At 61.5% G+C, this 18,303-nt stretch carries 13 protein-coding genes; 3 read left to right on the top strand and 10 right to left on the bottom strand.

Annotated elements, in window-relative coordinates; all coding sequences use genetic code 11:
• Window position 1 precedes the first annotated feature (1 nt).
• The 4 genes from OQ248_RS01400 to ppsA form a co-directional block, all read right to left on the bottom strand.
• The gene (locus OQ248_RS01400; protein ID WP_085711903.1) at window positions 2-997 is read right to left on the bottom strand and encodes a zinc transporter ZntB; all 996 of its coding nucleotides are present in this window, start codon (window positions 995-997) and stop codon (window positions 2-4) included.
• 24 nt (window positions 998-1,021) lie between these two features.
• Window positions 1,022-1,513, bottom strand: coding sequence for a ribonuclease E activity regulator RraA (gene rraA / locus OQ248_RS01405; protein WP_085711902.1), 492 nt, complete (start codon window positions 1,511-1,513; stop codon window positions 1,022-1,024).
• A gap of 226 nt (window positions 1,514-1,739) precedes the next feature.
• Complete coding sequence (locus OQ248_RS01410) at window positions 1,740-2,729, bottom strand: alpha/beta fold hydrolase (protein ID WP_134825997.1); 990 nt, start codon at window positions 2,727-2,729, stop codon at window positions 1,740-1,742.
• Between the two features lie 98 nt (window positions 2,730-2,827).
• Window positions 2,828-5,200, bottom strand: coding sequence for a phosphoenolpyruvate synthase (ppsA, locus tag OQ248_RS01415; protein ID WP_265811860.1), 2,373 nt, complete (start codon window positions 5,198-5,200; stop codon window positions 2,828-2,830).
• Between the two features lie 174 nt (window positions 5,201-5,374).
• Between ppsA and OQ248_RS01420 the strand changes: the two genes are divergently transcribed.
• The 3 genes from OQ248_RS01420 (at window position 5,375) to OQ248_RS01430 (ending at window position 9,572) form a co-directional block, all read left to right on the top strand.
• Window positions 5,375-6,193 (top strand): pyruvate, water dikinase regulatory protein, encoded by an 819-nt coding sequence (locus OQ248_RS01420; RefSeq protein WP_085711899.1) that lies wholly within the window; start codon window positions 5,375-5,377, stop codon window positions 6,191-6,193.
• A 296-nt stretch (window positions 6,194-6,489) separates the two neighbouring features.
• The gene (locus OQ248_RS01425; protein ID WP_265811861.1) at window positions 6,490-8,235 is read left to right on the top strand and encodes an ABC transporter permease subunit; all 1,746 of its coding nucleotides are present in this window, start codon (window positions 6,490-6,492) and stop codon (window positions 8,233-8,235) included.
• Window positions 8,236-8,249: 14 nt separating this feature from the next.
• A complete protein-coding gene (locus OQ248_RS01430; RefSeq protein ID WP_265811862.1) occupies window positions 8,250-9,572 on the top strand; it encodes a nitrate/sulfonate/bicarbonate ABC transporter ATP-binding protein in 1,323 nt (440 codons plus the stop codon).
• Between the two features lie 20 nt (window positions 9,573-9,592).
• Here OQ248_RS01430 and prpD read toward each other — a convergent pair whose 3' ends face one another.
• From prpD to OQ248_RS01460, 6 genes are all read right to left on the bottom strand, one after another.
• Window positions 9,593-11,077: a 2-methylcitrate dehydratase gene (gene prpD, locus OQ248_RS01435; protein WP_265811863.1), complete on the bottom strand. Its 1,485-nt coding sequence runs from the start codon at window positions 11,075-11,077 to the stop codon at window positions 9,593-9,595.
• Window positions 11,078-11,383: 306 nt separating this feature from the next.
• Window positions 11,384-12,574, bottom strand: a complete 1,191-nt coding sequence (gene prpF / locus OQ248_RS01440; RefSeq protein ID WP_265811864.1) for a 2-methylaconitate cis-trans isomerase PrpF — start codon at window positions 12,572-12,574, stop codon at window positions 11,384-11,386.
• A 54-nt stretch (window positions 12,575-12,628) separates the two neighbouring features.
• Window positions 12,629-15,223, bottom strand: coding sequence for a Fe/S-dependent 2-methylisocitrate dehydratase AcnD (gene acnD, locus OQ248_RS01445; protein ID WP_265811865.1), 2,595 nt, complete (start codon window positions 15,221-15,223; stop codon window positions 12,629-12,631).
• A 203-nt stretch (window positions 15,224-15,426) separates the two neighbouring features.
• Window positions 15,427-16,554, bottom strand: a complete 1,128-nt coding sequence (prpC, locus tag OQ248_RS01450; RefSeq protein ID WP_085711893.1) for a 2-methylcitrate synthase — start codon at window positions 16,552-16,554, stop codon at window positions 15,427-15,429.
• Window positions 16,555-16,597: 43 nt separating this feature from the next.
• The gene (gene prpB / locus OQ248_RS01455) at window positions 16,598-17,488 is read right to left on the bottom strand and encodes a methylisocitrate lyase (RefSeq protein ID WP_085711892.1); all 891 of its coding nucleotides are present in this window, start codon (window positions 17,486-17,488) and stop codon (window positions 16,598-16,600) included.
• On the bottom strand, window positions 17,485-18,207 hold the full coding sequence (locus tag OQ248_RS01460; RefSeq protein WP_169432611.1) for a GntR family transcriptional regulator: 723 nt from the start codon (window positions 18,205-18,207) through the stop codon (window positions 17,485-17,487). The genes prpB and OQ248_RS01460 overlap by 4 nt, the downstream gene beginning before the upstream one ends.
• Window positions 18,208-18,303: the final 96 nt, after the last annotated feature.

Raw genomic sequence — 18,303 nt, forward strand, 5'->3', positions numbered from 1 at the left:
GTCATACCCAGCGCAATCGGCGGAACAACCACCATTGTCCGAGGGCCACCAGGACCATCAGCAGGCACGCCACCAGGAAGCCGTAAGGGTTTCCGGAAAGCGGAATTCCGCCAACGTTGATCCCCAGCAGGCCGGTGAGAAAACTCATCGGCAGAAAGATCCCGGTGATGATCCCGAAGCGGTACATGGTGCGATTCATGCGCACGCTCAAACGCCGGTCTTCGGTGTCCAGCACAAGCCCCACGCGCTCTCGGGTCAATTCGAGCTCTTCGAGATAGCGGGTCAGGCTGTTGTTCAATTCGTTCCAGTAGTCCGCGTCGTCATCGACGAACCATGGCAGTTTTATCCGGGTCAGCTGTCCGAAAATATCCCGCTGCGGTGCGAGAAAACGCTTCAGTCCGGCCGCCCGGCGACGGATGTGCAAAACCGCTCCGTGCTCGGGGGTATACCGTTCGTCGGCATCCAGCTTTTCTTCCTCGTCATCGACCACTTCCGAGAGGCAAGTGACCAGATCCTGCACCTTGTTGGTGAGGTATTGCGCCAGATAAAGAATGAGTTCAGACGAGGTTTTCGGGCCCTTGCCCTCCCCCAGCATCGCCAGCAGTTCATCGGTGGCGCGCAAGGGGCGTAAACGCAGGGAAATCACACGCTGGGCCGACGCGAAAATCCGTACCGAGACCATGTCTTCCGGCTCGGCACCGGGATTGAGGTTGACCCCGCGCAAAAACAGCAGCAATTCGGAATCGGGCAACGGCAACAGCCGTGGACGCGTGTTCTCTTCCAGCAGCAGATCGCAGGTGAATTCGTTGAGTCCACTGGACTTGCGCAGCCAGGTCTGGGTCTGCGGATGACTGCGATCCCAGTGCAGCCACAGGCTTTCATGGGCCTGCAGCTGCAGATCGTCGAGTTCAGTCCGGGCTATCGAACGCGCACCGCCTTTACCGTCCAGCACCAGGGCATGCACCAGCCCCCATTGCGCGTTTTCTTCCTCGAACATCCTCACCCCGGTAGTTGCCGCGATTTATTCAGGCATTTTCAGCGGGCTCGGCGAGATGATCACGCCGTTGTTGTCCGCATAAATGTATTGGCCCGGATGAAAGGTGACGCCCGCGAAAGTCACCGGCACGTTGAGATCGCCGATACCGCGTTTGTCGGTCTTCATCGGGTGGCTGGCCAGTGCCTGCACGCCGAGATCGGTCTGGGCGATGACATCCACGTCACGGATGCAACCGTAGATCACCAGCCCTTCCCAACCGTTTTTCGAGGCCTTGTCGGCCAGCATGTCGCCCAGCAGCGCGCGCCGCAGGGAACCGCCGCCATCGACCACCAGCACCTTGCCGTTGCCCTTGAGTTCGACCTGTTCCTTGACCAGCGAGTTGTCTTCGAAGCATTTGATGGTCACGATTTCGCCGCCGAAGGAATCACGGCCGCCGAAATTGCTGAACATCGGTTCCAGCACCTGCACCAGCTCCGGATAGGCGTCGCACAGGTCAGGCGTAAGGTAATGGTTCATCGAATAACTCCTGTAACAAGGAAGACGATCAAGGATGTCGCACTCTTTTGAAACGAGATCCGGCGGTCGCTGTTTACCTTAGTTCATGCAATGGTCGCTGAGCGAACCTGAACACAAGCTGAAACGTAATAGCGAAACAGTCACCAAATGTGACCGGAACCGTCCAATGCGTCATATCTTAGCCGCAAGCCGACTCGAACGAAATGCCCTTTTCAGAGCCTTGCGCTCATCCTGCCGCCGCCAGATCCACCTTTTCGCCGAGTAATGGTGTGTGCTGGTCAGTCAACCAGCGCGCCACCAGCGGCCAGACTTCAGCCTGGGCAGCCTTGCTCACCAGCATCTCGACATGGCCGAAATTTTCGCTGAAGCCCTGCTCGCGCCCCAGATTGATGAATTGCTTGTGCTCGGAGCCGATCTGCTCGAACAGCTTGCGACAGGCCCAGGCGGGATCCTGATGATCGCCAGCCGCCGTCACCGCCAACACTGGCACCTGAACATCGGCAAGTCCTGCCCACCAATCCTTGTCCTTGTCGCCGAAACGCCCGAACAGGCCGTACCAGCGCATGCTTTCCAGCGCGAGACCGATCGGTTCGTCCTCCGGGCCACGCTTGAGCCGCGAGCCGGACAACTGGGCAAAACGCTTGAGAATGAAGCGCCCGCTCCATTCCACCGGCGGAATTTTCAGCGGCCAGTAAGTGCGGCTGACCTGCGTGCCGAAAAACGCCGCCGACGCCACGGCCGGTTCGCCGAGGTATTCGCCGCCCAGTGCTGCAGCGAGCGTAATGCCGCCCAGCGAATGACCGATCCAGTGCGGGATCTGCCCGCTCTGCTCACGCACGAACGCAGCGATGGCCGGCAGATCGTAACGGGCATAGTCCGCGACGCGGTTGCGGCGGTAGTCCTCGTTACGCTGGGACATGCCGTGTCCACGCATTTCCGGGATCCACACATCGAAACCCAGTCGGGTCAGATAGGCGCCCAGCCCCAGGCCTTTCGGGGAAAACCAGAAGCGTCGGTTGGAGAAGCTGCCATGCAGCAGGATCACCGGCACACCGCGTGTCGCCGGCTCATCGGCCATGCCGAGACGGGTCACCGCGATTTCCACGGACCAGTCGGGGCTGTTGCCCGGTTTCAAACGGTAGATGTCTTCGCTCAGATCACCGCGACGTTCGGCGCTGATCAGAGCGACAGGAAAAAGGTTGCTGCTGCTTTGCATAATGCTCTTGCACAAAAAAGGGCGGCATCCGGAGAGCTCGCCCTGTTTCAATCTTAAAGCCCCGACCCGGTTCAGCAGGCCGGGGCTTCATTCACGACTTATTCCGCCTGACCTTCGGCCAGGAAGAACCAGGTTTCCAGCACGGTGTCCGGGTTCAGGGAAACGCTTTCGATGCCCTGTTCCATCAGCCACTTGGCCAGGTCCGGGTGGTCCGAAGGGCCCTGACCGCAGATGCCGATGTACTTGCCGGCCTTGTTGCACGCGGCAATCGCGTTGGCCAGCAGCTTCTTGACCGCCGGATTACGCTCGTCGAACAGGTGCGCGATGATCCCGGAGTCACGGTCCAGGCCCAGTGTCAGCTGGGTCAGGTCGTTGGAACCGATCGAGAAACCGTCGAAGAATTCGAGGAATTCTTCAGCCAGGATCGCGTTGGACGGCAGTTCGCACATCATGATCACGCGCAGGCCGTTGTCGCCGCGCTTCAAGCCGTTTTCGGCCAGCAGATCGACCACCTGGCTCGCTTCGCCCAGGGTACGGACGAACGGCACCATGATTTCGACGTTGGTCAGGCCCATCTCGTTGCGCACGCGTTTCAGCGCGCGGCATTCGAGTTCGAAGCAGTCACGGAACGATTCGCTGATGTAACGCGAAGCGCCTCGGAAGCCCAGCATCGGGTTTTCTTCTTCCGGCTCGTACAGTTTGCCGCCAATCAGGTTGGCGTATTCGTTGGACTTGAAGTCCGACAGACGCACGATGACTTTCTTCGGTGCGAATGCAGCCGCCAGGGTGCTGATGCCTTCAACCAGTTTCTCGACATAGAAGCCGACCGGATCGTCGTAACCGGCGATGCGCTTGTCGACGCTTTCCTTGATGTCCTGCGGCAGGCCGTCGTAGTTCAACAGCGCTTTCGGGTGCACGCCGATCATGCGGTTGATGATGAATTCCAGACGGGCCAGGCCCACACCGGCGTTCGGCAACTGCGCGAAGTCGAAGGCGCGGTCCGGGTTGCCGACGTTCATCATGATCTTGAACGGCAGCTCCGGCATGGCGTCCACGGAGTTCTTCTTGATGTCGAAGCCCAGTTCGCCTTCGAAGATGTAACCGGTGTCGCCTTCGGCGCAGGACACGGTCACGCCCTGGCCGTCCTTCAGCAGCTGGGTGGCGTTACCGCAACCGACAACAGCAGGAATACCCAGCTCACGGGCGATGATCGCCGCGTGGCAGGTACGTCCGCCACGGTTGGTGACGATGGCGCTGGCGCGCTTCATGACCGGTTCCCAGTCCGGGTCGGTCATGTCGGAGACCAGCACGTCGCCCGGCTGGACTTTGTCCATTTCCGACACGTCGCGGATGATCCGCACCTTGCCCGCGCCGATGCGCTGACCGATGGCACGACCTTCCACCAGCACGGTGCCGGTTTCTTTGAGCAGGTAACGCTCCATGACGTTGGCCTGAGTGCGGCTCTTCACGGTTTCCGGACGGGCCTGCACGATGTACAGCTTGCCGTCGTCACCGTCCTTGGCCCACTCGATGTCCATCGGGCAGCCGTAGTGCTTCTCGATGATCATCGCCTGCTTGGCCAGTTCGCTGACTTCGGCGTCGGTCAGGCAGAAACGCGCGCGGTCGGCCTTGTCGACATCGACGGTCTTCACGGAGCGACCGGCCTTGGCCTCGTCGCCGTAGATCATCTTGATGGCCTTACTGCCCAGGTTGCGACGCAGGATCGCCGGACGACCGGCCTCCAGCGTGCCCTTGTGGACATAGAATTCGTCCGGGTTCACCGCGCCTTGTACGACGGTTTCGCCCAGGCCATAGGCGCCGGTGATGAACACCACGTCACGGAAGCCGGATTCGGTATCGAGGGTGAACATCACGCCGGCGGTGCCGGTTTCCGAACGCACCATGCGCTGTACACCGGCAGACAGGGCGACCAGTTTGTGGTCGAAGCCCTGATGCACGCGGTAGGAGATGGCACGGTCGTTGAACAGGGAAGCGAACACTTCCTTGGCCGCGCGGATGACGTTTTCCACGCCGCGGATATTCAGGAAGGTTTCCTGCTGGCCGGCGAACGAAGCGTCCGGCAGGTCTTCGGCGGTGGCGGAGGAACGCACGGCCACGGCCACTTCGGGATTGCCGGCCGACAGCGCGGCGAACGCGGTGCGGATCTCGGTGTTCAGTTTTTCAGGGAATTCGGCTTCCATGATCCATTGGCGGATCTGGGCGCCGGTCTTGGCCAGCGCGTTGACGTCATCGACGTCCAGGGCGTCGAGAGCCTTGTGGATCTGGTCGTTGAGGCCGCTCAGCTCGAGAAAGTCGCGATAGGCCTGCGCGGTGGTGGCGAAACCGCCGGGGACCGACACACCGGCACCGGCCAGGTTGCTGATCATCTCGCCCAGGGATGCGTTCTTGCCCCCCACATGCTCAACATCGTGTTTGCCGAGCTTATCGAGGGAAACTACGTACTCTACCAAGGTGATCTCTCCACTAACTGTGTTGGAAAAGCTCAGAAACCGGCGGCTCGGGGGAGCATCGGCCGGTTGTATGGCCTGGACCTGGAAAATAAGTGAGAATGCGGGCCATTGGCGGCCGACAAATCGCGCCTATCATATCCAGAAATACTCATTAGCTTAAGGCCCAAGGTGCAAATGAAACGATCTGCTTTCTTTATCTCCGATGGCACCGGCATTACTGCCGAAACCCTGGGTCAAAGTCTTCTGGCGCAGTTCGAAAACATTACCTTCACCAAACTCACGCGGCCCTACATCGACAACGCGGACAAAGCGCGGGCCATGGTACAACAAATCAACAAAGCCGCTGAAACCGATGGTTTCCGGCCGATTATCTTCGACACCATCGTCAATCAGGACATCCGTGAGATTCTCGCAACCTCCAATGGTTTCATGATCGACATTTTCTCGACGTTCCTCGCCCCGCTCGAACAGGAACTGACCGAGCATTCTTCCTACACCGTCGGCAAATCCCATTCGATCGGCCACAACTCCAACTACATGGAGCGGATCGAGGCGGTGAACTTCGCCCTCGACAACGATGACGGCGCCCGTACCCACTATTACGACAAGGCCGATCTGATACTAGTGGGCGTGTCGCGTTGTGGTAAGACGCCGACGTGCCTGTACATGGCGATGCAGTTCGGCATCCGCGCGGCCAACTATCCGCTGACCGAAGACGACATGGAGCGCCTGCAACTGCCGGCTGCCCTGCGCGCCCACCAGCACAAGCTGTTCGGCCTGACCATCGATCCGGATCGCCTCACCGCGATCCGCAACGAACGCAAACCCAACAGCCGCTATTCGAGCTACGCCCAGTGCGAATTCGAAGTGCGTGAGGTGGAGAACCTGTTCCGTCGCGAAAACATCCCGCACATCAACTCCACGCATTTTTCCGTGGAAGAGATTTCGGCGAAGATCCTGGTGGAAAAAGGCGTGGAACGGCGGTTCAAGTAACCCCGACCCGGCCAACCTGTCCGCAGGCTGAATGAAGTATCACAAGCCCGGCCCCGGGCCGTGTTTTTTACGACTCTGTAACATTCCGAAATATACAATCCGCGCAAGTTGCGTATCCGGCCACAAACCGGATGCGCCAACCCTCTCGGCCCGCTGAATTCAACGGGCCCGCAGCATCCAGCCTCCCCATTGAAGTCAAGGAATGAGCGTCCGTTCATTCCCGGGTGCGCCGTGCAGACTGAAGCTACGCTCAGACTGCCGCGCCTCCATTCAGAGCACTGCAGGAATCACTGCTTATGAATAAAGTGTTCCGTCACTACATACCGGCCTCGACCCGACGCCTGCTGCCCAATCGCTGGGACTTGATCGCCATGCCGCTGGTGATCGGCTTTTTGCTGTTTTTCTCCATCGGTGCCCGGGAAACCTGGGCCCCGATCGGCACGCTGCAAAGTGAAGTGGTCTCGCTCGACCCCGCCAACCTGCCGGAATACGCCATGCGCACCACTTTGCGCATGCTTGCGGCGATGGTCGCGGCACTGGTGTTCACCCTGCTCTACGGCACGCTGGCCGCGAAGAGCCGCCGGGCCGAAAAACTGCTGGTGCCGGTGCTGGACATCCTGCAATCGGTGCCGGTGCTGGGTTACATCTCCTTCACCGTCACGTTCTTTCTGTTGCTGTTTCCCGGCCGGGTTCTCGGGGCGGAATTCGCCGCGATTTTTGCCATTTTCACCAGTCAGGCCTGGAACATGACGTTCAGCTTCTATCAGTCGCTGCGCATGCTGCCGGGGGATCTGGTGGAAGTCTCGACCAACCTGCAACTGTCCGGCTGGCAGAAATTCTGGAAGCTCGACGTGCCCTTCGCGATGCCCGGGCTGGTCTGGAACATGATGATGAGCATGTCCGGCGGCTGGTTTTTCGTGGTGGCCTCGGAAGCGATTACCGTCGGCGACCAGACCATCACCCTGCCCGGGATCGGCTCGTTCCTGGCCCTGGCCATCGCGCAAAAAGACATGCACGCCGTGGGCTACGTCATCCTGACAATGATCGTGGTCATCCTGATCTATGACCAGTTCCTGTTCCGCCCGCTGGTGGCCTGGGCCGACAAGTTCCGCATGGAAAACACCGCCTCGCAGACCGCTGCGCCGGAATCCTGGGTGCTGAATCTGATCCAGCGCACCCGGATGATCCAGCGCATTCTGCGCCCCATCAGCCGCGCCATCAGCCGCCTCGGCAACATGCGCCTGAACCTGCCGCGTTCGGCGCGCAAGGTCATGACCTCGGAAAGCCCCGCCACCACCAAGGCCATCGACTGGATCTGGGGCACGTTTATCGCGCTGCTGACTGCGTACGCGCTGTACCACATCGTGCTGTATGTCGGCACGGAAGTGACGTTCGCCGAGGTCGGGCATGTGTTGCTGCTGGGGCTGTACACCCTGTTGCGAGTGGCCGGGCTGATCTTCATCGCCTCGCTGATCTGGGTGCCGCTGGGCGTGATGATCGGGCTGCGTCCGGCATTGGCGGAAAAGATCCAGCCGCTGGCGCAGTTTCTCGCGGCGTTCCCGGCGAACCTGCTGTTCCCGGTGTTCGTCATCGTGATCCTGCGCTACCAGTTGAACCCGGACATCTGGCTTAGCCCGCTGATCGTGCTCGGGACGCAGTGGTACATCCTGTTCAACGTGATCGCCGGAGCCAGCGCCTTCCCCAATGACTTCAAGGAAGCCGCCGCCAACTTCCGCATTCGCGGCTGGCTGTGGTGGCGCAAGGTGATGCTGCCGGGGATCTTCCCGTACTACGTGACCGGCGCCATCACCGCTTCGGGCGGCGCATGGAACGCCAGCATCGTTTCCGAATTTGTTTCCTGGGGACAGGACAAGGTCGTCGCCCATGGCCTCGGCGCCTATATCGCGCAAACCACGGCCGCCGGCGACTTCCCGAAAATCACCCTCGGCGTGGTGGTCATGGCGTTTTTTGTCGTGGCCTTCAATCGCCTGGTCTGGCGGCCGATGTACGCCATGGCCGAAAACAAACTTCGCCTGAACTGACGGGATTCGATGTGATGAATACCTATACCGAACACACTGGCGCCACACCCGAAATCTACTCGCTCACCGACGTGAACCGGGTGTTCGGCAAGGGCAAGGACGAGTTGCAAGTGCTCAGCGGGGTCAACCTGGCCCTGCACGAAGGCGAGATTGTCGGCATGCTTGGACGCTCCGGCTCGGGCAAGTCGACCCTGCTGCGGATCATCGCGGGGCTGATCGAGCCGTCGTCGGGCGAGGTCCTGTACAACGGCAAGCCGCTGGACGGCCCGGCCGAAGGCGTGGCCATGGTGTTCCAGACCTTTGCCCTGTTCCCGTGGCTGACGGTGCTGGAAAACGTCGAGGCCGGCCTGCAAGCCTTGCAGGTCGAACGCAAGGAAGCACGCAAGCGAGCGCTGGCGGCCATCGACCTGATCGGCCTGGACGGTTTCGAAAACGCTTACCCTCGCGAACTGTCCGGCGGCATGCGCCAGCGCGTGGGTTTCGCTCGCGGGCTGGTGGTCAACCCGACGCTGCTGTTGATGGACGAACCTTTCTCGGCGCTGGACGTGCTGACCGCCGAAACCCTGAGAAACGATCTGCTGGACCTGTGGAGCGGCAAGCAACTGCCGATCAAATCGATCCTGATCGTCACTCACAACATCGAAGAAGCGGTGCTGATGTGCGACCGCATTATGGTGCTGTCGTCCAACCCCGGGCGGCTGGTGGCGGAAATCAAGGTGCCCTTCGCCCATCCGCGCAATCGTCTGGATCCGGCGTTCCGGCAGATGGTCGATGACATCTACGCGCAGATGACCGACCGCCGCAGCGCCGATGCCAGCACCGGCAAACCCGAACTGAAAATCAGCAGCCCGCTGCAGGAAGTGTCCACCAACCTGATGGCGGGCCTGATCGAAACCCTGGCGGCCGAGCCCTACAACGGCCACGCCGGCCTGCCCACCGTGGCCGAGCGTCGTTTGCTGGAAGTGGACGACCTGTTCCCGGTGGCCGAGATGCTCGAATACCTGGGCTTCGCCGAACTCAAGGGCGCGGACATCACCCTGACCGAAGCCGGCAAACTGTTCGCCGACTATGGCACCCAGGAGCGCAAGACCCTGTTTGCCGAACACCTGATCCGCTACATACCGCTGGCCGCGCGGATCCGCCAGGTATTGCTGGAGCGCAACGGCCACCGGGCGCCACGGGTGCGTTTCGAGCAGGAACTGGAAGACTCGCTGACCGAAGCCTTCGTCGAGAAAAACCTGGAAATCGTGATCGCCTGGGGCCGTTACGCCGAGATTTTCTCCTACGACGACCACACCGAAACGTTCAGCCTGGAGGATGTCGAGGGCAGCCTGTAGCCCTCGACAATCCCGGCCTTTCAGATCACGAACAAGTCGACAAAACGGTTCACCGGCGTCGCCGCAAGCCGCGCCTGATCCTTGCACAGCGCAAGGATCTCGGCGCTGCGCTGGCCGGTGAAACGCGTGGCCAGGTTCGCCCTGAACTTGTCCTCCAGCAACGGAATGCCCTCGGCCCGACGCCGGCGGTGACCGAGCGGGTATTCCACCACCACGTTTTCGGTACTGGAACCGTCCTTGAAAAACACCTGCACCGCGTTGGCAATCGAGCGCTTGTCGGCTTCCAGGTATTCGCGGGTGAAACGCGGATCCTCGACGATGACCATTTTTTCGCGCAGCACATCGATGACCGGATGCGCCGCGTGGAAATCATCCTCGTACTGCTCGGCCACCAGATTGCCGAACGCCAGCGGCACGGCGGTCATGTACTGGATGCAGTGATCGCGGTCGGCGGCGTTGGCCAGCGGGCCGACCTTGGAAATGATGCGGATCGCCGATTCGTGGGTGGTGATGACGATGCGGTCGATCTCATGCAGACGATTGCGCACCTGCGGGTGCAGGGTCACGGCGGCTTCGCAGGCGGTTTGCGCGTGGAATTCGGCGGGGAAGCTGATCTTGAACAGCACGTTTTCCATCACATAACTGCCGAACGGACGCGAGAAGCTGAAGGCGCGGTTGTCTTCTGGCTTGAGCGCCAGATCGTTGTTGGTGTGGCTGAACAGCACGTCGTAGAAACCCCACTGCTTGGCCGTCAGCACACCGGGAATGCCCATCTCGCCGCGCATCGCGATATCCGCCAGACGCACCCCGCGACTCGAAGCATCCCCCGCTGCCCAGGATTTCCGTGAGCCGGCATTCGGCGCATGACGGTAAGTGCGCAATGCCTGACCGTCGGCAAACGCGTGGGACAACGCCGAGAGCAGTTGCTCGCGATTGGCGCCCATGAGCTTGGCGACAACGGCTGTCGAGGCGACTTTCACCAGGATCACATGGTCGAGGCCTACCCGATTGAAGGAGTTTTCCAGTGCAATCACACCCTGAATCTCGTGGGCCATGATCATCGCTTCGAGCACATCGCGCACCGTCAGCGGCGCCTCGCCATTGGCCAGACGCTTCTGCGACAGGTGATCGGCTACCGCGAGAATCCCGCCGAGGTTGTCCGACGGATGCCCCCATTCGGCGGCGAGCCAGGTGTCGTTGTAGTCGAGCCAGCGCACGATGCAGCCGATGTCCCACGCGGCTTTTACCGGGTCGAGGCGATAGGACGTGCCGGGGACTCGCGCGCCGAATGGCACGACGGTGCCTTCGACGATGGGCCCGAGGTGTTTGGTGCATTCCGGGAAACGCAGGGCCAGCAGGCCGCAGCCCAGGGTGTCCATCAGGCAGTTGCGGGCGGTGTCGAGGGCTTCGGCGGATTCGATTTTATAGGTGAGGACGTAATCGGCGATGTCCTGCAGGACACGGTCGTAGTCGGGGCGGTTGTTCAGGTCGACGTTGGCGCTCATTGCGGTTCTCCTGGTGGGGAATGATGAGTGGTGGGGTCTTCCTCAGGGGCTGGTTGGTTTGTTGATTGCAGGTCTGGGGTGCCTGCTCGTTGTGTGTTTCTTCAGCAAGATTGTTTCCCCTCACCCTAGCCCTCTCCCGGAGGGAGAGGGAACTGACCGTGGGATATTCAAGCGTTACATCGACCTGAAAGTGCTTTGCCGAATCCATAATCGCCACGATTTTTCAGGTCGATGCATCCCGCAAGACACCTCGGTCGGCCCCCTCTCCCTCCGGGAGAGGGCTGGGGTGAGGGCATCGATTCTGGATCAGAAAGAGTCGCCAGGCACACGGACGTAACCTTCCATCAACACCCGCGCACTACGGCTCATGATCGCCTTCTTAACAACCCATTCGCCGTTTTCAAGGCTAGCCTCAGCCCCCACGCGCAACGTGCCGGAAGGATGCCCGAACCGCACCGCATTCCGCTCAACACCACCAGCCGCCAGGTTCACCAACGTCCCAGAGATAGCCGCAGCCGTACCAATCGCCACCGCCGCCGTCCCCATCATCGCGTGGTGCAACTTGCCCATCGATAACGCCCGCACCAGCAGATCCACATCCCCGGCCGCAATCGCCTTGCCACTGGACGCCACGTAATCCGCAGGCCGAGCCACGAAAGCCACCTTCGGCGTGTGCTGACGTTTAGCCGCTTCGTCGATGTTGGAAATCAGCCCCATGCGCAGCGCACCGTAGGCGCGAATGGTCTCGAACATCTGCAGCGCTTTCGGGTCGCTGTTGATCGCGCTCTGCAGTTCGGTGCCGGTGTAACCGATGTCTTCGGCGTTGACGAAGATCGTCGGGATACCCGCGTTGATCATGGTCGCCTTGAAGGTGCCGACACCCGGCACTTCCAGTTCATCGATCAGGTTGCCGGTGGGGAACATCGAGCCACCGCCGCCCTCTTCTTCCGCCGCCGGGTCCATGAATTCGACCTGCACTTCAGCGGCCGGGAAGGTCACGCCGTCGAGTTCGAAATCACCGGTTTCCTGGACTTCGCCGTTGGTGATCGGCACGTGGGCGATGATGGTCTTGCCGATGTTGGCCTGCCACACGCGCACCACCGCCACACCGTTGTGCGGAATGCGGCTGGCGTCTACCAGACCGTTGCTGATGGCGAACGAGCCGACCGCCGCCGACAGGTTGCCGCAGTTGCCGCTCCAGTCCACGAACGGTTTGTCGATGGACACCTGACCGAACAGGTAATCAACGTCGTGATCAGCCTTGATGCTTTTCGACAGGATCACGGTTTTGCTGGTGCTCGACGTGGCGCCGCCCATGCCGTCGATCTGCTTGTCGTAGGGGTCGGGGCTGCCGATTACCCGCAGCAGCAACGCATCGCGTGTCGGGCCGGGAATCTGCGCGGCTTCGGGCAGCTCTTTCAGGCTGAAGAACACGCCTTTGCTGGTGCCGCCACGCATGTAGGTGGCGGGGATTTTTATTTGCGGTGCGTGAGCCATGGTGCTCCTTAACGAAGACATGGGACTTGAAGTCCCATGCCCACATCGATTGATTTAAACGGCAACCGCCGACTCTTCGAGGAAGTCCTGGGCGAAGCGTTGCAGCACGCCGCCGGCCTCGTAGATCGACACTTCTTCGGCGGTGTCGAGGCGGCAGGTCACCGGCACGTCGACGCGTTCGCCGTTCTTGCGATGGATCACCAGCGTCAGCTCGGCGCGCGGCGTGCGCTCGCCGATCACGTCGTAGGTTTCACTGCCGTCGATGCCCAGGGTCTTGCGGTCGGTGCCCGGTTTGAACTCCAGCGGCAACACGCCCATGCCCACCAGGTTGGTGCGGTGAATGCGCTCGAAACCTTCGGCGGCAATCGCTTCCACACCCGCCAGACGCACGCCTTTGGCCGCCCAGTCCCGGGACGAGCCCTGGCCGTAGTCGGCGCCGGCGATGATGATCAGCGGCTGCTTGCGTTCCATGTAGGTTTCGATGGCTTCCCACATGCGCATCACTTGGCCTTCCGGCTCCACACGGGCCAGCGAGCCCTGCTTGACCTTGCCGTTTTCCACGACCATTTCGTTGAACAGTTTCGGGTTGGCAAACGTTGCGCGCTGGGCGGTCAGGTGGTCGCCCCGGTGGGTCGCGTAAGAGTTGAAGTCCTCTTCCGGCAAGCCCATTTTCGCCAGGTATTCGCCGGCGGCGCTGTCGAGCATGATCGCGTTCGACGGCGACAGGTGATCGGTGGTGATGTTGTCCGGCAGCACCGCCAGCGGGCGCATGCCCTTGAGCGGACGCGCCCCGGCCAGCGCGCCTTCCCAGTACGGCGGACGGCGGATGTAGGTGCTCATTTCGCGCCAGTCATACAGCGGCGTGACTTTCGGGCCGGTGTCTTCATGGATGGCGAACATCGGGATGTAGACCTGACGGAACTGCTCGGGCTTGACCGAGGATTTCACCACCGCGTCGATTTCTTCGTCGCTCGGCCAGATGTCCTTCAGGCGAATTTCCTTGCCGTCGACCACGCCGAGCACGTCTTTTTCGATGTCGAAACGGATGGTGCCGGCAATCGCGTAAGCCACCACCAGCGGCGGCGACGCGAGGAACGCCTGCTTGGCGTACGGGTGAATCCGGCCGTCGAAGTTACGGTTACCGGACAGCACGGCAGTCGCATACAGATCACGGTCGATGATCTCTTGCTGAATCACCGGGTCCAGCGCGCCGGACATACCGTTGCAGGTGGTGCAGGCAAACGCGACGACGCCGAAACCGAGTTGCTCCAGCTCCGCGGTCAGGCCCGCTTCATCGAGGTACAGCGCCACGGTTTTCGATCCCGGCGCCAGCGACGACTTGACCCACGGTTTGCGGGTCAGGCCGAGCTTGTTGGCATTGCGCGCCAGCAGGCCGGCAGCGATCACGTTGCGCGGGTTGCTGGTGTTGGTGCAACTGGTGATGGCAGCGATGATCACCGCGCCGTCGGGCATCTGGCCGGGCACGTCCTCCCATTTCCCGGAGATGCCTTTGGCCGCCAGATCCGACACCGCCACGCGGGCGTGCGGGTTGCTCGGGCCGGCCATGTTGCGCACCACCGAAGACAGATCGAAGGTCAGGCCGCGCTCGTACTGCGCGCCTTTCAGGCTGTCGGCCCACAGGCCGATCTGCTTGGCGTACTGCTCGACCAGTTGCACTTGCTGGTCTTCACGACCGGTGAGTTTCAGGTAATCGATGGTCTGCTGGTCGATGTAGAACATCGCGGCAGTAGCGCCGTATTCCGGGGCCATGTTGGAGATGGTCGCGCGGTCGCCGAGGGTCAGCGCCGAGGCGCCCTCGCCGAAGAATTCCAGCCACGCGCCGACCACTTTCTGTTTGCGCAGATACTCGGTCAGCGCCAGCACCATATCGGTGGCGGTGATGCCCGGTTGCAGCTTGCCGGTCAGTTCGACGCCGACGCTTTCCGGCAGGCGCATCCACGACGCGCGGCCGAGCATCACGCTCTCGGCTTCGAGACCACCGACGCCGATGGCGATCACGCCCAGTGCATCGACGTGCGGGGTGTGGCTGTCGGTGCCGACGCAGGTGTCCGGGAATGCCACGCCGTCGCGCACCTGGATCACCGGAGACATTTTCTCCAGGTTGATCTGGTGCATGATGCCGTTGCCCGGCGGGATCACGTCGACGTTCTTGAACGCCTTTTTGGTCCAGTTGATGAAGTGGAAACGGTCTTCGTTGCGACGGTCTTCGATGGCGCGGTTCTTCTCGAACGCCTGCTTGTCGAAACCGCCCGCCTCCACCGCCAGCGAGTGGTCGACGATCAGTTGCGTCGGCACCACCGGGTTGACCTGCGCCGGGTCGCCGCCCTGCTGGGCAATCGCGTCGCGCAGGCCGGCCAGATCCACCAGCGCGGTCTGGCCAAGAATGTCGTGGCAGACCACGCGGGCCGGGAACCACGGGAAGTCGAGGTCGCGTTTGCGCTCGATCAGTTGTTTCAGGGAATCGGTGAGCGTGGCCGGGTCGCAGCGACGCACGAGGTTTTCCGCCAGCACGCGAGAGGTGTACGGCAGGGTGTCGTAGCTGCCCGGCTGGATCGCATCGACAGCCGCGCGGACGTCGAAAAAGTCCAGCGGCGTGCCGGGCAGGTTCTTGCGAAATTCTGTGTTCATCGGTCAGGACTCGGTCACGGTGATAACAAGGGGTAGGCGCGGCACCAGTACTGAATGAACTAGGTCAAATGTGGGAGCGGGCTTGCTCGCGAAAGCGATGTATCAGTCGACATCAATGTTGGATGTCAGTCCGTCTTCGCGAGCAAGCCCGCTCCCACATAGGTTTCGGTTCATTCAGCAACTTGCGGGGTAGCCCCTACCATTCAGCGACGTTCGATTGGCACGAACTTGCGCTGTTCGACGCCGACGTACTCGGCGCTTGGACGGATGATGCGGTTGTTGGCGCGCTGCTCGAACACGTGCGCCGCCCAGCCGGTCAGGCGCGAGCAGACGAAGATCGGGGTGAACAGCTTGGTCGGGATGCCCATGAAGTGGTACGCCGAGGCATGGTAGAAGTCGGCGTTGGGGAACAGTTTCTTTTGCTCCCACATGGTCTTGTCGATGGCTTCCGAAACCGCGAACAACACCTTGTCGCCCACTTCGTCGGCGAGTTTTTTCGACCAGCCCTTGATCACCTCGTTGCGCGGGTCGCTGTCCTTATAGATCGCGTGGCCGAAGCCCATGATCTTGTCCTTGCGCTCCAGCATGCCGAGGGTGCCCTTGATCGCCTCTTCCGGCGACGAGAAGCGCTCGATCATTTCCATCGCCGCTTCGTTGGCGCCGCCATGCAGCGGGCCGCGCAGCGAGCCGATGGCTGCCGTGACGCAGGAATACAGGTCGGACAGGGTCGACGCACAGACGCGAGCGGTGAAAGTCGAGGCGTTGAATTCGTGCTCGGCGTAGAGGATCAGCGAAACGTTCATCACTTTGACGTGCAGTTCGCTCGGCTTCTTGTCGTGCAGCAGGTGCAGGAAATGGCCGCCGATGGACGGCTCGTCGCTCACGCAATTGATGCGCTTGCCGTCGTGGCTGAAGCGATACCAGTAGCACATGATCGCCGGGAACGCGGCCAGCAGGCGGTCGGTCTTGTCGCGTTGCTCGGAGAAGTCCTTCTCCGGCTCGATGTTGCCCAGGAACGAGCAACCGGTGCGCATCACGTCCATCGGGTGGGCGTCGGCGGGGATGCGTTCCAGCACTTCTTTCAGCGCTTGCGGCAGGTCGCGCAGCTTGCTCAGTTTGCCTTGATACTCGGCGAGCTGGGCCTTGGTCGGCAGCTCTCCGTAGAGCAGCAGGTACGCCACTTCTTCAAACTGCGCGTCTGCCGCCAATTCGCGCACGTCGTAGCCGCGATAGGTCAGCCCGGCACCGGCCTGGCCCACGGTGGACAGTGCGGTTTGCCCGGCAACCTGGCCCCGGAGCCCGGCGCCACTGAGTACTTTTGCTTCGGCCATTGTTGTCTCCAATCTTGAATTTGTTAGGGAGTACGGTTGCGGCTTACTTCTTCGCCGCAAACAACGCGTCGAGCTTCTGCTCGAAGGTGTGGTAATCGATGCGATCGTAGAGCTCCATGCGAGTCTGCATGGTGTCGATGACATTCTGCTGGGTGCCGTCGCGGCGGATCGCGGTGTAGACGTTTTCTGCCGCCTTGTTCATCGCGCGGAACGCCGACAGCGGGTACAGCACCAGCGATACATCCGCCCCGGCAAGCTGCTCGGTGGTGTACAGCGGCGTCGAGCCGAATTCGGTGATGTTGGCCAGGATCGGCGCTTTCACGCGGTTGGCGAACAGCTTGTACATCTCAAGTTCGGTGATGGCTTCCGGGAAGATCATGTCGGCACCGGCCTCGATGCACGCGGCGGCGCGATCCAGTGCCGACTCCAGGCCTTCAACGGCCAGTGCGTCGGTGCGGGCCATGATCACAAAGCTGTCGTCGGTGCGGGCATCGACGGCGGCCTTGATGCGGTCGACCATTTCTTGCTGGGTGACGATCTCTTTGTTCGGACGGTGGCCGCAGCGCTTGGCGCCGACCTGGTCTTCGATGTGGATCGCCGCGGCGCCGAACTTGATCATTGACTTCACGGTACGCGCCACGTTGAACGCCGAGGCGCCGAAACCGGTGTCCACGTCCACCAGCAGCGGCAGGTCGCAGACGTCGGTGATGCGACGCACGTCGGTCAGCACGTCATCCAGACCGGTGATGCCCAGGTCCGGCACGCCGAGGGAGCCGGCAGCCACCCCGCCACCGGACAGGTAGATCGCCTTGAAACCGGCGCGCTTGGCCAGCAGCGCGTGGTTGGCGTTGATCGCGCCGACCACTTGCAACGGATGTTCGCTGGCGACCGCATCGCGGAAACGCTGGCCTGGAGTGCTCTTGTTGGAACTCATGACTCACCTCGTTCAGTGGCTGTCTTATTGTCGGCGCCGTCCTGGTAATGACGGGCGATGTTGCGTTTCGAGGCGCCGATGTGGCGGCGCATCAACAATTCCGCGAGCTCGCCGTCACGGTCGGCGATTGCATCGAGAATCCGGTGGTGTTCGGCAAAGGCCTGGCGCGGGCGGTTGGGCGTGGTGGAAAACTGGATGCGGTACATGCGCACCAGTTGATAGAGCTCACCGCAGAGCATCTGAGTCAGGGTGCGGTTGCCGCTGCCCTGGATGATCCGGTAGTGAAAGTCGAAATCGCCTTCCTGCTGGTAGTAGCCGACGCCGGCCTGAAACGCCGCATCGCGCTCGTGGGTTTCCAGCACCCGGCGCAGTTCGTCGATTTCTTCGACGCTCATGCGTTCGGCCGCCAGACGGCAGGCCATGCCTTCGAGGGATTCGCGGATTTCGTAGAGTTCGAGCAGTTCGGCATGGCTCAACGAGACCACCCGCGCGCCGACATGCGGCACCCGCACCAGCAGGCGCTGGCCTTCGAGCCGGTGAATCGCCTCGCGCAGCGGCCCCCGACTGATGCCGTAGGTGCGCGCCAGTTCCGGCTCGGAGATCTTGCTGCCCGGGGCAATTTCGCCTTTGACGATGGCGGCCTGGATACGCCGGAAGACGTTTTCGGACAGGGTTTCCGAATCGTCGCCGCTGATGACCGGGGGATCGAGTTGATCCAGCATATTGTCGACACCTTTAAATCCAATGCGGCAAAAACTAGCGAATCAGCCTGCATCAGTCAAAGGATAAATGGATATTGTCGACAATCGTCTAAT

Source organism: Pseudomonas sp. COW5 (assembly GCF_026240005.1).
Taxonomy (GTDB): Bacteria; Pseudomonadota; Gammaproteobacteria; order Pseudomonadales; family Pseudomonadaceae; genus Aquipseudomonas; species Aquipseudomonas kribbensis.

Excerpts from the sequence above, each read along its gene's own strand:
- OQ248_RS01400 (WP_085711903.1), bottom strand. The coding sequence starts at position 997 with ATGTTCGAGGAAGAAAACGCGCAATGGGGGCTGGTGCATGCCCTGGTG.
- rraA (WP_085711902.1), bottom strand. The coding sequence starts at position 1,513 with ATGAACCATTACCTTACGCCTGACCTGTGCGACGCCTATCCGGAGCTG.
- OQ248_RS01410 (WP_134825997.1), bottom strand. The coding sequence starts at position 2,729 with ATGCAAAGCAGCAGCAACCTTTTTCCTGTCGCTCTGATCAGCGCCGAA.
- OQ248_RS01420 (WP_085711899.1), top strand. The coding sequence starts at position 5,375 with ATGAAACGATCTGCTTTCTTTATCTCCGATGGCACCGGCATTACTGCC.
- OQ248_RS01425 (WP_265811861.1), top strand. The coding sequence starts at position 6,490 with ATGAATAAAGTGTTCCGTCACTACATACCGGCCTCGACCCGACGCCTG.
- OQ248_RS01430 (WP_265811862.1), top strand. The coding sequence starts at position 8,250 with ATGAATACCTATACCGAACACACTGGCGCCACACCCGAAATCTACTCG.
- prpD (WP_265811863.1), bottom strand. The coding sequence starts at position 11,077 with ATGAGCGCCAACGTCGACCTGAACAACCGCCCCGACTACGACCGTGTC.
- prpF (WP_265811864.1), bottom strand. The coding sequence starts at position 12,574 with ATGGCTCACGCACCGCAAATAAAAATCCCCGCCACCTACATGCGTGGC.
- acnD (WP_265811865.1), bottom strand. The coding sequence starts at position 15,223 with ATGAACACAGAATTTCGCAAGAACCTGCCCGGCACGCCGCTGGACTTT.
- prpC (WP_085711893.1), bottom strand. The coding sequence starts at position 16,554 with ATGGCCGAAGCAAAAGTACTCAGTGGCGCCGGGCTCCGGGGCCAGGTT.
- prpB (WP_085711892.1), bottom strand. The coding sequence starts at position 17,488 with ATGAGTTCCAACAAGAGCACTCCAGGCCAGCGTTTCCGCGATGCGGTC.